11 protein-coding genes and 1 other annotated feature are annotated in these 14,968 nt (G+C 41.1%); all 11 genes read left to right on the forward strand.

Going from position 1 to position 14,968, the window contains the following annotated elements; translation table 11 throughout:
• Positions 1 to 41: 41 nt before the first annotated feature.
• The 11 genes from FOA33_RS03785 to dnaG all read left to right on the forward strand — a co-directional run bounded on the left by FOA33_RS03785 (position 42) and on the right by dnaG (position 14,968).
• Complete coding sequence (locus FOA33_RS03785) at positions 42 to 1,190, forward strand: PDDEXK family nuclease (protein ID WP_221160698.1); 1,149 nt, start codon at positions 42 to 44, stop codon at positions 1,188 to 1,190.
• 75 nt (positions 1,191 to 1,265) lie between these two features.
• The gene (locus tag FOA33_RS03790; RefSeq protein WP_221160699.1) at positions 1,266 to 2,222 is read left to right on the forward strand and encodes a competence protein CoiA; all 957 of its coding nucleotides are present in this window, start codon (positions 1,266 to 1,268) and stop codon (positions 2,220 to 2,222) included.
• Between the two features lie 18 nt (positions 2,223 to 2,240).
• A complete protein-coding gene (gene pepF, locus FOA33_RS03795) occupies positions 2,241 to 4,043 on the forward strand; it encodes an oligoendopeptidase F (RefSeq protein WP_221160700.1) in 1,803 nt (600 codons plus the stop codon).
• 1 nt (position 4,044) lies between these two features.
• Positions 4,045 to 4,758: an O-methyltransferase gene (locus tag FOA33_RS03800; protein WP_007521652.1), complete on the forward strand. Its 714-nt coding sequence runs from the start codon at positions 4,045 to 4,047 to the stop codon at positions 4,756 to 4,758.
• A 67-nt stretch (positions 4,759 to 4,825) separates the two neighbouring features.
• Positions 4,826 to 5,767 (forward strand): peptidylprolyl isomerase PrsA, encoded by a 942-nt coding sequence (gene prsA, locus FOA33_RS03805; RefSeq protein ID WP_000728078.1) that lies wholly within the window; start codon positions 4,826 to 4,828, stop codon positions 5,765 to 5,767.
• A 188-nt stretch (positions 5,768 to 5,955) separates the two neighbouring features.
• Positions 5,956 to 7,179: a cell division peptidoglycan polymerase FtsW gene (gene ftsW, locus FOA33_RS03810; RefSeq protein ID WP_221160701.1), complete on the forward strand. Its 1,224-nt coding sequence runs from the start codon at positions 5,956 to 5,958 to the stop codon at positions 7,177 to 7,179.
• 24 nt (positions 7,180 to 7,203) lie between these two features.
• A complete protein-coding gene (gene ppc, locus FOA33_RS03815) occupies positions 7,204 to 9,900 on the forward strand; it encodes a phosphoenolpyruvate carboxylase (RefSeq protein ID WP_221160702.1) in 2,697 nt (898 codons plus the stop codon).
• A gap of 96 nt (positions 9,901 to 9,996) precedes the next feature.
• Positions 9,997 to 10,212 (forward strand) — a binding site (T-box leader).
• Positions 10,213 to 10,329: 117 nt separating this feature from the next.
• Positions 10,330 to 11,325: a tryptophan ABC transporter substrate-binding protein gene (gene trpX, locus FOA33_RS03820; protein WP_221160703.1), complete on the forward strand. Its 996-nt coding sequence runs from the start codon at positions 10,330 to 10,332 to the stop codon at positions 11,323 to 11,325.
• Positions 11,326 to 11,390: 65 nt separating this feature from the next.
• Positions 11,391 to 12,257, forward strand: a complete 867-nt coding sequence (locus FOA33_RS03825; RefSeq protein WP_084860027.1) for an ABC transporter permease — start codon at positions 11,391 to 11,393, stop codon at positions 12,255 to 12,257.
• Positions 12,254 to 13,012 (forward strand): ABC transporter ATP-binding protein, encoded by a 759-nt coding sequence (locus FOA33_RS03830; protein ID WP_213988468.1) that lies wholly within the window; start codon positions 12,254 to 12,256, stop codon positions 13,010 to 13,012. Before FOA33_RS03825 ends, FOA33_RS03830 begins: the two co-directional genes overlap by 4 nt.
• A gap of 195 nt (positions 13,013 to 13,207) precedes the next feature.
• Positions 13,208 to 14,968: a DNA primase gene (dnaG, locus tag FOA33_RS03835; RefSeq protein ID WP_221160704.1), complete on the forward strand. Its 1,761-nt coding sequence runs from the start codon at positions 13,208 to 13,210 to the stop codon at positions 14,966 to 14,968.

Raw genomic sequence — 14,968 nt, forward strand, 5'->3', positions numbered from 1 at the left:
TACTCTCAGCGAAAGAAAGTCTTTATGATGGAGGTGATCAAATGGCGAGTCTTTTGGTGGAATTGTATGATCGGCATGTATTGGAAAAGAATGTCTACCAAGCCTTTGTCAGTGATTGTGACGAGATTCTCTTCCTTTCTTTGACGAAAATAAGCAATGAAGAGAAAGTCTCTCTCCGTCAGTTTATCATGGAAGAAGTGCCTCATATCCAACGAGTGACCTTTCGTCAGTTATCCTTAGAACAACTAGCGGACCAGTTAGATTATTGCCTTGTAGGCTATGACCAAGTCCTTCTCGATGTTTTTGGTGGGGATTCGCTACTAGCCTTATCACTCTATCAATACGGCTTGGATCGCCATCTTCCCATCGTTGCCATGGATGTCGAGCGAGGAAAACAATACAAGTGGGTAGCCGGTCAGTTAGAAAAAGAAGATTTGGACATTCCAACCCTAAGCATCCAACAGTTGATAGCCTTGCGTGGTGGAAAAATGCTCAAATCAAAACGCCCTATCCACTCAGTTCAAGAAATTTCAGCCATCAAAAAATTAGCCAGCTCGGCTATTACCAATCCAGCCCACTGGTACCAAGTGACCCAATTTTTCTCTCTAGCAAAGACCAATGATCTGCATGCTGAAACTGAAAAGATACTGGAAAACAACGGCAAGTATTATCGCTATCCAGAATCCTTCATTCCCTTACTAGTGGAGGCTGGAATGATTCGTATTGAAAGCGAGGACAAAGAGCGAGTAAGCTACAGCTTTCCAAGTCAAGAAGCTCAAGTTTTTTGCCGCAACAAGGGACATATTTTAGAGGTATATCTCTATCTCTTGGCGCTTGAATCTCAGCTGTTTGATGAGTGCATGATAGGCGGTGAGATTGATTGGAATGGCATCTTTCCAGAGGCAGACAATGTTCAAAATGAGATTGATGTTATTCTAAGAAAGGGGCGCTCGATTACCTTTATCTCATGCAAGATGACAGATTTATCAGTTGAAGCCATCAACGAACTAGAAGTCTACGCTAATCATTTTGCTGGAGAGAGTTGCCTCAAGTTAATTGTCTGTACGGGGAAAATCAATCCTGTTTATGCCAATCGCTGCCAGGAATACGGCGTACTGGTCATTAGAAGTGAGCAGATTCCTAATCTCATTCCCATGCTAAAAAAATATTCTAAGAGACAAAAAAGATAAGAAATAATATTATGAAAGGCTGGATTCCAGTCTTTTTTATTTCTTTTTCGAATAAATGAGAAAAGGAGGTAGACCATGTTTGTAGCCAGAGATGCCAAGGGAAATTTAGTGAATGCCCTCGAAAAAGACGTACCCAAGCAAGCCTATACTTGTCCAGCCTGTGGGGGCGGGCTACGCTTACGCCAAGGACAGAGTGTTCGAACGCACTTTGCTCATGAAATGTTAAGGGATTGTATCGCTATTTTTGAAAATGAAAGTCCAGAACACTTGGGCAACAAAGAGGCCCTTTATCACTGGGCCAAGAAAGATAGTCAGGTCGCTTTAGAATATAGTCTGCCCGAGATTCAGCAGATAGCGGATGTTCTCGTCAATGGGAAACTAGCACTGGAGGTTCAGTGCAGTCCCTTGTCTCAAAAGCTTTTAGGCGATAGAAGTCAAGGATACCGCAGCCAGGGTTATCAGGTTATCTGGCTACTGGGAGAAAAACTCTGGTTAAAAGAGCGGTTAACACAACTGCAAAGAGGATTCCTCTATTTTAGTCAAAATATGGGATTCTATTTTTGGGAACTAGATCTCAAAAAGCAAGTTTTGAGACTTAAATACCTTTTACATCAGGACCTACGTGGTAAGCTTCATTTTCAGGTCAAGGAATTTCCCTATGGCCAAGGAAATCTCTTGGAAATTCTACGATTTCCTTATCAGAAACAAAAACTGCCTCGTTTTGCTGTTGTGCAAGATTCAACTATCTGTCACTACATTCGCCAGCAGTTGTACTATCAAACTCCCTACTGGATGAAGAAGCAGGAGGAAGCTTATCATCGAGGAGACAATCTATTAAACCGTCAACTGGACGACTGGTATCCCCAAGTCAGACCAATAGAATCAGGTGATTTTTGTCAAATTGACCAAGATTTAAGTAGCTATTATAGAAATTTTCAGGCTTACTATCAAAAAAATCCGAAAAATAATCGCCAAAAGCTCTATCCACCAGCCTTTTATCACTTATATTTCTCAAAAAATGTGGTAAAATAGAAAGGATGGAGGAATCTTATGGTATTACAACGACATGAAATAAATGAAAAAGATACATGGGATCTTTCGACAATCTACCCAACAGACCAGGCTTGGGAAGAAGCCTTGAAAGATTTAACTGAAAAAGTACAAACAGCGTCCCAGTATGAGGGGCATCTCTTGGATAGCGCAGACAGTTTGCTTGAGATCACAGAATTCTCACTTGACTTGGAACGCCAAGTTGAAAAGCTTTATGTCTATGCACATATGAAAAATGACCAGGACACGCGTGAGGCCAAGTATCAAGAGTACTATGCCAAGGCAATGACCCTATACAGTCAGTTAGAACAAGCCTTTTCATTCTATGAACCTGAGTTTATGGAGATTAGCGAAGAGCAGTATTCGGCCTTCCTAGAAGCTCAACCAAAACTCCAAGTTTACAAACACTTTTTTGACAAGCTCTTGCAAAAGAAAGACCATGTTCTTTCGCAACGTGAGGAAGAATTGCTTGCTGGAGCAGGAGAAATCTTTGGCGCTGCTAGTGAAACCTTCGCTATTTTGGACAATGCGGATATTAGCTTCCCATACGTGCTTGATGACGAAGGCAAGGAAGTGCAACTCTCACACGGTACTTACATCCGTTTGATGGAGTCTAAAAACCGTGAAGTGCGTCGTGGTGCCTATGAAGCCCTTTATGCGACATATGAGCAATTCCAACACACTTATGCTAAGACTTTGCAGACAAATGTTAAGGTGCAAAACTACCGAGCAAAAGTTCGCAACTATAAGAGTGCTCGCCATGCAGCTCTCGCAGCAAACTTTGTTCCAGAAAGTGTCTATGACAATCTAGTAGCAGCAGTTCGCAAGCACTTGCCACTCTTGCATCGATACCTTAACCTTCGTTCTAAAATCTTGGGAATTTCCGACCTCAAGATGTACGATGTCTACACACCACTTTCTTCTGTAGATTATAGCTTTACCTACCAAGAAGCCTTGAAAAAGGCAGAAGAAGCTTTGGCAGTTTTGGGTGAGGATTACTTGAGCCGTGTCAAACGTGCCTTCAGTGAGCGTTGGATTGATGTCTATGAAAACCAAGGCAAGCGTTCTGGTGCCTACTCTGGTGGTTCTTATGATACCAATGCCTTCATGCTTTTAAACTGGCAGGACAATCTAGACAATCTCTTTACCCTTGTACACGAAACAGGTCACAGTATGCACTCTAGCTATACTCGTGAAACTCAGCCTTATGTTTACGGAGATTATTCTATCTTCTTGGCTGAGATTGCCTCAACGACCAATGAAAACATCTTGACAGAGAAATTGTTGGAAGAAGTAGAAGACGACGCAACACGCTTTGCTATTCTCAATAACTTCCTAGATGGTTTCCGTGGAACAGTCTTCCGTCAAACTCAATTTGCTGAGTTTGAACATGCCATCCACCAAGCAGACCAAAATGGAGAAGTCTTGACAAGTGATTTCCTCAATAAACTCTACGCTGACTTGAATCAAGAGTACTATGGACTCAGCAAGGAAGATAATCCTCAAATCCAATACGAGTGGGCACGAATCCCACACTTCTACTATAACTACTATGTTTATCAGTATTCAACAGGTTTTGCAGCTGCTTCAGCCTTAGCTGAAAAGATTGTCCATGGGAGTCAAGAAGATCGTGACCGCTATATAGACTACCTCAAGGCAGGTAAGTCTGACTATCCTCTCAATGTTATGAGAAAAGCGGGTGTTGATATGGAAAAAGAAGACTATCTTAACGATGCCTTTGCAGTCTTTGAACGTCGCTTGAACGAGTTTGAAGCTCTTGTTGAAAAATTGGGACTAGCTTAAGATGGTAGAGTCTTATAGTAAAAATGCCAATCACAATATGCGTCGTCCCGTCGTCAAGGAAGAAATCGTTGAACTCATGCGCCAGCGTCAAAAGCAGGTGACTGGTTCTTTGAAAGAATTGGAAGCCTTCGCTCGCAAGGAAAATATCCCAATCATTCCTCATGAAACAGTTGCTTACTTTCGATTTCTCATGGAAAGTCTGCAGCCTAAGAATATTTTAGAAATTGGGACAGCTATCGGTTTTTCAGCTCTTTTGATGGCGGAGCATGCGCCAGATGCTAAGATTACAACCATTGACCGCAATCCTGAGATGATAGGCTTTGCCAAGGAAAACTTTGCCCAGTTTGACAGTCGTAAGCAAATCACCCTCTTAGAGGGAGATGCCGTAGATGTTTTGTCTAGCCTGACAGAAACTTATGACTTTGTCTTTATGGATTCGGCTAAGTCCAAGTACATCGTCTTTCTACCTGAAATCCTCAAACGACTTGAAGTTGGTGGAGTGGTTGTCTTGGATGATATTTTTCAAGGAGGAGATGTTGCCAAGGACATCATGGAAGTCCGCCGTGGTCAACGAACCATTTATCGTGGTTTGCAAAGACTTTTCGACGCAACTTTGGACAATCCAGGTCTAACAGCAACTCTAGTTCCTCTTGGTGATGGCATTCTCATGCTACGAAAAAATGTAGCAGATGTACAGCTACCTGATGAAAAATGATTTTCAGAAAAATTTAAGAAATTATAGTAAAATAGATAAAGTAACACTTACCGTAAAAGGAGTAAACATGAAGAAAAAACTTATGGCAGGAGCCATCACGCTTTTATCAGTAGCAACACTTGCAGCTTGTTCAAACAGTTCTGAAGGAAAAGATTTGATCAGCATGAAGGGTGATGTGATTACAGAACATCAATTCTTTGAAGAAGTAAAGAATAATCCAACTGCGCAACAAGTCTTGCTAAATATGACCATCCAAAAAGTATTCGAACAACAATATGGATCAGAGGTAACGGATAAAGATGTAGATGACGCCGTTGCTGAAGAACAAAAGAAATACGGTGATAGCTACAACAGCGTACTTCAACGGGCGGGTATGACTGCTGAAACTCGTAAAGCTCAAATTCGTACTAGCAAATTGGTTGAATTGGCAGTTAAGAAAGCTGCAGAGAGTGAATTGACAGATGAGGCTTACCAAAAGGCTTTTGAATCTTATACACCAGATGTAACAGCTCAAATCATCCGTATGGATAATGAAGACAAGGCGAAAGAAGTGCTTGAAAAAGCGAAAGCAGAAGGTGCAGATTTTGCTCAGTTGGCGAAAGACAACTCTAACGACGACAAAACAAAAGAAAATGGTGGAGAAATCACTTTTGACTCTGCTTCAACAGAACTTCCAGAACAAGTCAAAAAAGCAGCCTTTGCCTTGGATGTGAACGGTGTTTCTGATGTGATTACGGCTACTGGAACACAAGCCTATAGCAATCAATTCTACATCGTTAAAGTAACGAAGAAGACAGAAAAATCTTCTAACTTAGAGGATTACAAAGAAAAATTGAAGACTATCATTTTGACTCAAAAACAAAATGATTCAGCCTTTGTTCAAGGAGTAATTGGTAAAGAATTGCAAGCAGCAAACATCAAGGTCAAAGATCAAGCCTTCCAAAACATCTTCACCCAATACATCGGTGGTGGTGACTCAAGCTCAAGCAGTAGCTCTTCATCTAACTAAGCAATGAAAATACAAATCTCATTTGAGGTTTGTATTTTTTATGCTTGAAGACAAAAAACAAGTAAAATTCGAAGGATTAAAGGATAATAGTTTTTTTCTTTCTGAAAAAGTGGTATAATAACAATCAAAACTAGAAAATAAAACGGAATTAGGGACAACCACCTCTGTTCCTATTAGAGTGGTGAAATATGAAAATTAGTAAAAGGCACCTACTAAACTATTCCATTTTGATTCCTTATTTTCTTCTGTCGATTTTGGGATTGATTGTAGTTTACTCGACAACGAGTGCAACCCTAATTGAAGAAGGAAAAAGCGCTTTTCAATTGGTACGTAACCAGGGGATTTTCTGGGTAGTTAGTTTGGTTTTGATTGCCTTAATCTATAAATTAAAATTAGGTTTCCTGAGAAATGGACGTCTCATTTTTATCGTGATGATTGTGGAGATGGTTCTTTTAGCCCTAGCGCGTCTGGTCGGAACACCTGTCAATGGAGCATACGGATGGATTTCTGTAGGACCTGTAACGATTCAGCCGGCTGAATACCTTAAGATTATCATCATCTGGTACCTGGCACATCGTTTTTCAAAACAGCAAGATGAGATTGCGGTTTATGATTTCCAGGTGTTGACCCAAAATCAATGGCTACCTCGAGCTTTTAACGACTGGCGTTTTGTTCTGCTGGTTCTGATTGGTAGCTTGGGGATTTTCCCCGACTTGGGAAATGCGACCATCTTGGTCTTGGTGGCGCTTATTATGTACACCGTTAGTGGAATCGCCTATCGTTGGTTCTCGACTATTCTAGCTCTCTTGGCAGGGAGTTCAATTTTATTCTTATCTGTTATTCGTCTCGTTGGGGTTGAAAAATTTTCTCAGATACCGGTATTTGGTTATGTTGCTAAACGTTTTAGTGCCTTCTTTAATCCCTTTAATGACTTGGCGGGTGCAGGACACCAGCTTGCAAATTCCTACTATGCCATGGTTAATGGAGGCTGGTTCGGACTAGGATTGGGAAATTCTATCGAGAAGCGTGGCTATCTGCCAGAAGCCCATACGGATTTCGTCTTTTCGATTGTCATCGAAGAGTTTGGATTCGTAGGAGCGAGTATGATTTTGGCTTTACTCTTCTTCTTAATTTTGCGAATCATCTTGGTTGGTATTCGAGCTAAGGATCCCTTTAACTCCATGGTTGCTATCGGTGTTGGAGGGATGATTCTTGTCCAGATCTTTGTCAATATCGGTGGGATTTCTGGGTTGATTCCTTCTACAGGGGTAACCTTCCCCTTCCTTTCACAAGGTGGGAACAGTCTCCTGGTATTATCCGTAGCCATTGCCCTTGTATTAAATATCGATGCCAGCGAGAAACGTGCTAAACTCATTAGAGAATACGAATCTCAAACTGTTGAAGGTCTGTAAGGATTGTATGGAAAGGAAAAATATATGCCTCTTCAGAAATTAGAAAACTATAGTAATAAAGCCGTCATCCAAGAAGAAGTCTTGATTTTGACAGAGCTACTAGAAGATATTACAAAAAATATGCTAGCACCAGAGACCTTTGAAAAAATCATGCAGTTGAAGGAATTATCAACCAATGAAAACTATCAAGGGCTCAATGAACTGGTGACTAGCCTTTCCAATGAAGAAATGATTTACATTTCTCGTTATTTCTCTATCCTTCCACTCTTGATTAATATATCTGAGGATGTGGACTTAGCCTATAAAATTAACCACCAGAACAATATTGACCAAGACTATCTAGGGAAATTGTCTACAACCATAAAGATGGTAGCTGAAAAAGAAAATGCAGCTGAAATTTTAGAAAAGTTAAATGTCGTTCCTGTCTTGACCGCCCATCCAACGCAAGTACAACGCAAGAGTATGCTGGACTTGACCAACCATATCCATACTCTTTTGCGCAAGTACCGTGATGTCAAACTAGGCTTGATTAATAAAGAAAAATGGAACATGGATCTCCGTCGTTACATTGAAATTATCATGCAAACAGACATGATTCGTGAGAAGAAATTGAAGGTAACCAACGAAATCACCAACGTGATGGAGTACTATCAAAGTTCATTCCTGAATGCTGTGCCACGTTTGACGGCTGAATATAAGAAACTAGCTAAAGAACAAGGAATTGAGCTTCAACATCCAAAACCAATTACTATGGGGATGTGGATTGGAGGAGACCGCGATGGAAATCCTTTCGTAACAGCGGAAACCCTCAACAAATCAGCCTTGACTCAGTGCGAAGTCATCATGAACTACTACGATGAAAAGATTTATAATCTTTATCGTGAATTTTCACTTTCAACCAGCATCGTGAATGTCAGCGACAAAGTTCGTGAGATGGCGTTGAAGTCGCAAGATAACTCCATTTATCGCGAAAAAGAACTCTATCGTCGTGCCCTTTTTGATATCCAAGCTAAGATGCAGGCAACTAAGGCTTATCTCATTGAAGATAAGGATCTTCAGCCTAGATATGTTACTGCAGATGAATTTTATCAAGACTTGTTGGCCATTCGAGATTCTCTCCTTGAGAACAAAGGGGAATATCTGATTTCAGGAGAATTTGTCGAGTTAATGCAAGCCGTTGAAATCTTTGGTTTCTACCTTGCTTCTATCGACATGCGCCAAGACTCAAGTGTTCATGAAGCTTGTGTGGCTGAATTATTAGCATCAGCTGGTATCAACGACCATTATAGTGACCTTTCTGAAGATGAAAAATGTGCCCTTCTCTTAAAAGAGTTGGAAGAAGACCCTCGTATCCTATCAGCAACTCATGCTGAAAAGTCAGAACTTCTTGAGAAAGAATTATCTATCTTCAAAACTGCTCGCAAGTTGAAGGATAAACTGGGTGAAAATGTCATTCGTCAAACTATCATCTCTCATGCTACAAGTGTATCTGATATGCTAGAACTTGCAATCATGCTCAAGGAAGTCGGCTTGGTGGATGCTCAAAAAGCGCGTGTTCAGATTGTTCCCCTCTTTGAAACGATCGAAGACTTGGATCATTCGGAAGAAACCATGAGAAGATACTTCTCTCTTCCATTGGCTAAAAAATGGATTGCTTCAAAAGACAACTACCAAGAAATCATGCTTGGTTACTCTGATAGTAACAAGGATGGTGGTTATCTATCATCATGTTGGACACTCTACAAGGCTCAACAACAACTGACTGCTATCGGGGATGAATTTGGCGTTAAGGTCACTTTCTTCCATGGTCGTGGTGGTACTGTAGGTCGAGGTGGTGGTCCAACTTATGAAGCTATCACATCTCAACCGCTCAAGTCTATCAAGGACCGTATCCGTCTGACTGAGCAAGGAGAAGTCATTGGAAACAAATATGGTAACAAAGACGCTGCCTACTATAACCTTGAAATGTTGGTATCCGCGGCCATTAACCGTATGATTACCAAGAAAAAGAGCGATACCAACACGTCAAATCGTTATGAAGCTGTTATGGATCAAGTGGTGGACCGTAGCTACGATATCTACCGTGATTTGGTCTTTGGAAATGAACATTTCTATGACTATTTCTTTGAGTCAAGCCCAATTAAGGCTATTTCAAGCTTCAATATCGGTTCGCGTCCAGCAGCTCGTAAGACCATCACTGAAATCGGTGGTTTGCGTGCCATCCCTTGGGTCTTCTCATGGTCACAAAGTCGTGTCATGTTCCCTGGATGGTATGGTGTAGGATCAAGCTTTAAAGAGTTTATTGATCAAGATCCAAAGAATATCGAGTTCCTTCGTGATATGTACCAAAACTGGCCTTTCTTCCAATCTTTGCTTTCCAATGTAGACATGGTCTTATCTAAGTCTAACATGAACATTGCTTTTGAATATGCCAAGCTCTGTGAAGATGAAGAAGTGCAGGCTATCTACTACACTATTTTAGATGAATGGCAATTGACCAAGAACGTTATTCTAGCTATTGAAGGTTATGACGAACTCTTGGCAGAAAACTCTTATCTAAAAGATAGTCTAAACTATCGTATGCCTTACTTTAATATCCTTAACTATATCCAGTTGGAGTTGATTAAACGTCAACGTCGTGGTGAATTGTCGGTAGACGAAGAAAAACTAATCCATACAACTATCAACGGAATTGCAACCGGTTTGCGTAATTCAGGCTGATATTCTACAAACTTCCTCTTTTTTCAAGAGGAAGTTTTTGAATTGTTTAAAAAATTCTAAAAATAAGCTTGACAAGTAGTTGAAAAATGATATAATTTAAACATTCAGAAAGTAATCATGCTCATTTTTAAGAGAGTCTGTGGTTGGTGAAAGCAGATAGATGAAATTGATGAAATTGGGCTGAATGTACTTAAGAATTTGAAATCATAAAAATTCGGTGAGCACACCTTACAGTGCAACTCGTGAATGCGAGAAAGAGCGATAGGGGTATTCCCTATAATTGAGGTGGCACCGCGCATCGACGTCCTCACACAAGTTTTTTGTGTGAGGACTTTTTCTATGGGGAGGAAAGATATTGGAATTTAAACGATGGCATCGCTTGTTTTGTTGAAAAGAGCATTATACAAGTGATTTAAAAGGAGAAAGAATATGAAAAATAAACGTTTAATGGGAATTATCGCTGGATTAGCAGTATTGGTAGTGGCTAGCTTGATTTATTCATCTATGAACAAGCCGGTAGCTAAGGAAGAGCAAAAGGTTGCTAAGGTTGGTGTCCTTCAATTTGTTAGTCACCCATCCTTGGACTTGATTTACCAAGGGATTCAAGATGGACTAGCTGAAGAAGGCTATAAGGACGATCAGGTAAAAATCGACTTTATGAACTCTGAAGGAGATCAGAGCAAGGTTGCAACTATGAGTAAACAATTGGTAGCAAATGGAAACGATGTAGTTGTTGGGATTGCAACACCAGCAGCTCAAGGACTTGCTAGTGCTACAAAAGACCTACCCGTTATCATGGCTGCTATTACAGACCCAATCGGTGCTAATTTGGTCAAAGATTTGAAAAAACCAGGTGGCAACATCACAGGGGTATCAGACCACAACCCTGCTGAACAACAAGTAGAGTTGATAAAAACTCTCACACCAAATGTGAAAACAATCGGAGCTCTTTACTCAAGTAGCGAAGATAACTCAAAAACACAGGTAGAAGAATTCAAGGCTTATGCTGAAAAAGCAGGTTTGACAGTCGAAACCTTTGCCGTTCCTTCGACTAACGAAATTGCTTCAACAGTCAATGTTATGACAAGCAAGGTCGATGCGATTTGGGTTCCAATTGACAACACCATCGCATCCGCATTCTCAACAGTTGTTTCAAGCAACCAAACAGCTAAAAAGCCAATCTATCCAAGTGCCACTGCCATGGTAGAAGCAGGTGGATTAGCATCTGTAGTAGTTGACCAACACGATCTTGGAGTGGCTACTGGTAAAATGATTGCCAAAGTTTTGAAAGGTGAAAAACCAGCTGATACGCCAGTCAATGTCTTTTCAACTGGTAAGTCAGTGATTAACAAAAAACTAGCGCAGGAACTTGGTATCACCATTCCTGAGTCTGTTCTAAAAGAAGCAGGACAAGTGATAGAATAAAGATAAAGGAGGAGCTGGACACATCTCCTCCCATTTTTACTAAAGAAAGAAATGAGTGAAAGATTATGATAGTATCCATTATTTCCCAGGGGATGGTCTGGGCGATTCTAGGTTTGGGAATCTTTATGACTTTCCGAATTTTGAATTTTCCAGATATGACTACTGAGGGCTCTTTCCCACTAGGGGGAGCAGTAGCTGTAACCTTGATAACGCAGGGAGTCAACCCATTTTTAGCAACCCTAGCTGCAGTAGGGGCGGGCTGTCTAGCTGGAATGGCGACGGGACTCTTATATACTAAAGGAAACATTCCAACCCTCTTATCAGGAATTTTAGTAATGACTTCTTGCCATTCCATCATGCTCATGATTATGGGACGTGCCAATCTGGGGCTTCTTGGAACCAAGCAAATTCAGGATGTCTTGCCTTTTGATTCAGACCTTAACCAACTCCTGACTGGATTAATCTTTGTAGCTCTTGTTATTGGCCTCATGCTCTTTTTCCTTGATACCAAACTAGGTCAAGCCTACATCGCTACAGGTGACAATCCCGATATGGCTCGTAGCTTTGGTATTAATACAGGACGAATGGAACTCATGGGCTTGGTTCTCTCAAATGGGATTATCGCGCTTGCAGGGGCCTTAATTGCTCAACAAGAAGGATATGCAGATGTTTCTCGAGGAATCGGTGTGATTGTCGTAGGGCTTGCTAGCTTGATTATTGGTGAGGTATTGTTCAAGAGTTTGACCTTGGCAGAGCGTCTCATGACCATTGTCGTAGGCTCTATCGCTTATCAGTTTCTCGTTTGGGGAGTGATTGCTCTTGGGTTTAATACAAGTTATCTTCGTTTGTACAGCGCCTTGATTTTGGCAGTTTGCCTTATGATTCCAACCTTCAAAAGCAAATACCTGAAAGGAGTCAAGTTTAGCAAATGACAGCAATTGTAGAATTAAAAAATGCTACCAAAGTCATCACGAATGGCTTTGATGAGGAAAAAATCATTCTGAATGATGTTTCTCTTGAAATTTTCGAACATGATTTCATTACCATCCTAGGTGGAAATGGTGCTGGAAAGTCAACTCTTTTTAACACCATTGCAGGTACCTTGCCTTTAACAAGTGGAAGTATCCGTATCATGGGCGAGGATGTGACGCATTTTTCACCAGAAAAGCGAGCTAAGTACTTGTCTCGTGTCTTTCAGGATCCTAAAATGGGTACGGCTCCCCGTATGACCGTTGCAGAAAACCTTTTGATTGCCAAGTTTCGTGGTGAGAAGAGAGGGCTTCTTCCTAGAAGGCTATCAAGCTATAGAGAAGAGTTTCAGGCTACCATTGAAAAGGTTGGAAATGGTCTTGAAAAACATCTGGACACTCCGATTGAATTTCTATCAGGTGGTCAACGTCAGGCCCTAAGTCTTTTGATGGCAACCTTAAAGCGACCAGAGTTGCTCTTGTTGGATGAACACACAGCAGCCCTTGACCCAAAGACCAGCGTGGCTTTAATGGCACTAACGGATGAATTTGTCACAAAAGATAAGCTGACTGCCCTCATGATTACCCACCATATGGAGGATGCGTTGAAGTATGGAAATCGTCTGATTGTCATGAAAGAAGGTCGTATCATCCAAGATTTGAACAAAGAAGAAAAAGCAAAAATGAAGATTTCAGACTACTATCAATTATTTGAATAGATGAGTTAAATTATCATCAAAAATAGTGAAGAAAAACTTAGAATCCTGAAAGTGTTTCTGAGTTTTTTATCTTCCTTTTCTATCCAGAAAAATATGGCAAAGAGAATTCCGGAAAGCGTATGAAATGGTTTACTTTTTTTCAGAAATAAGCTATACTAGTTAACGTAAAACTATGATAAGATGGAGGTATTGTGTATGGTTGACAAGCAAGTTATTGAAGAAATCAAAAACAATACCAACATTGTGGAAGTCATAGGCGACGTGATTTCTTTACAAAAGGCTGGACGGAACTATTTAGGGCTCTGTCCTTTTCATGGTGAGAAGACCCCTTCTTTCAACGTTGTGGAAGACAAGCAGTTTTATCACTGTTTTGGATGTGGTCGTTCAGGAGATGTCTTTAAGTTCATCGAAGAGTACCAAGGTGTGTCCTTTATGGAAGCTGTTCAGCTCTTAGGGGAGCGCGTTGGTATTCAATTAGCCATGCCTGTCCAGTCTCGTCCTCAACAGGCTTCGCCTCATCAAGCTCTATATGATATGCATGAAGAAGCTGCCCGTTTTTACCATGCAATTCTCATGACGACCAAGATGGGAGAAGAAGCAAGGGCTTATCTCTACAAACGTGGATTGACGGATGATGTTCTGAAGCACTTTCAAATTGGACTGGCTCCAGCAGAGAGAACCTATCTCTACCAACGTTTATCTGACAAGTTTGAGGAAAAGGATTTATTGGATTCTGGCTTGTTTTATCTGTCAGATGGTAATCAGTTTTATGATACCTTTTTCGGACGTATCATCTTTCCATTGACCAATGACAAGGGGCAGGTTATTGCCTTTTCAGGTCGTATCTGGCAAGAAACGGATAGTCAGACTGCCAAGTACAAAAATAGTCGCTCGACTGCAATTTTTAACAAGAGTTACGAATTGTATCATTTGGACAAGGCAAAAAAGGGAACAGGTAAGATTACAGAGCTCTATCTGATGGAAGGCTTCATGGATGTGATTGCAGCCTACCGTGCTGGTATAGAAAATGCTGTGGCTTCTATGGGGACAGCCTTAAGTAAGGAGCATGTTGACCACCTCAAACGCTTTACCAAAAAAATTGTTCTCAGCTATGATGGCGACAAGGCAGGACAGGCAGCAACAGCCAAGGCACTAGAGGAGTTAAAAGACTTTTCAGTGGAGGTTGTTCGAGTACCTGATGCCATGGACCCAGATGAGTATTTGCAAAAGAATTCTGCTGAAGACCTGGCTTACCTTTTAACCAAGACCCGGATTAGTCCTATAGAGTTCTATATTTACCAGCTCAAGCCGGAAAATAGTGATAACTTGCAGGCGCAAATCGAATTCATTGAAAAGATTGCGCCCCTAATCGCCAAAGAAAAGTCTATCACTGCCCAGAATTCTTATATCCACATTCTAGCAGATAATCTCCCTTCCTTTGATTACCAGCAGGTGGAGCAGATTGTAAATGAAAGTCGCATTGTTCAGAGGCAGGAAAGAGTCAAAGAGGAGCAACCTCCGGCAGCGATTAGTTTACCTGTAACGCGGCAACTGACAGCAGTCATGAGAGCAGAGGCTCATCTCCTCTATAGGATGGCTGAGAATCCAGTTGTTTTGAATGACTATCGATTAAGAGAAGATTTTTTCTTTGATACCCCAGAATTTCAGATTCTTTACGAATTATTAAGTGAGCAGGGAGAAATCGGCTCAGAGGAGCTTTCTCATCAGACGCCTGAGGTTGAAAATGCCTGGTACCACGTGCTTAGCTTGGATTTGCCAGCTGAGATATCGCCTCAAGAGCTAATGGAAGTCGAAGCGACTCGAAACCGTGCCCTCCTCAGCAAGGACAACTTAAGAATTAAAAAGAAAGTGCAGGAAGCTAGTCATGTAGGAGATACAGACACAGCCTTGGAAGAATTGCAACGATTGATTTCCCAAAAGAGAAGAATGGAGTAA

The organism is Streptococcus cristatus, assembly GCF_019685515.1.
GTDB lineage: Bacteria > Bacillota > Bacilli > Lactobacillales > Streptococcaceae > Streptococcus.

Coding starts and splice junctions, on each gene's coding strand:
- FOA33_RS03785 (WP_221160698.1), top strand. CDS start 42: ATGGCGAGTCTTTTGGTGGAATTGTATGATCGGCATGTATTGGAAAAG.
- FOA33_RS03790 (WP_221160699.1), top strand. CDS start 1,266: ATGTTTGTAGCCAGAGATGCCAAGGGAAATTTAGTGAATGCCCTCGAA.
- pepF (WP_221160700.1), top strand. CDS start 2,241: ATGGTATTACAACGACATGAAATAAATGAAAAAGATACATGGGATCTT.
- FOA33_RS03800 (WP_007521652.1), top strand. CDS start 4,045: ATGGTAGAGTCTTATAGTAAAAATGCCAATCACAATATGCGTCGTCCC.
- prsA (WP_000728078.1), top strand. CDS start 4,826: ATGAAGAAAAAACTTATGGCAGGAGCCATCACGCTTTTATCAGTAGCA.
- ftsW (WP_221160701.1), top strand. CDS start 5,956: ATGAAAATTAGTAAAAGGCACCTACTAAACTATTCCATTTTGATTCCT.
- ppc (WP_221160702.1), top strand. CDS start 7,204: ATGCCTCTTCAGAAATTAGAAAACTATAGTAATAAAGCCGTCATCCAA.
- trpX (WP_221160703.1), top strand. CDS start 10,330: ATGAAAAATAAACGTTTAATGGGAATTATCGCTGGATTAGCAGTATTG.
- FOA33_RS03825 (WP_084860027.1), top strand. CDS start 11,391: ATGATAGTATCCATTATTTCCCAGGGGATGGTCTGGGCGATTCTAGGT.
- FOA33_RS03830 (WP_213988468.1), top strand. CDS start 12,254: ATGACAGCAATTGTAGAATTAAAAAATGCTACCAAAGTCATCACGAAT.
- dnaG (WP_221160704.1), top strand. CDS start 13,208: ATGGTTGACAAGCAAGTTATTGAAGAAATCAAAAACAATACCAACATT.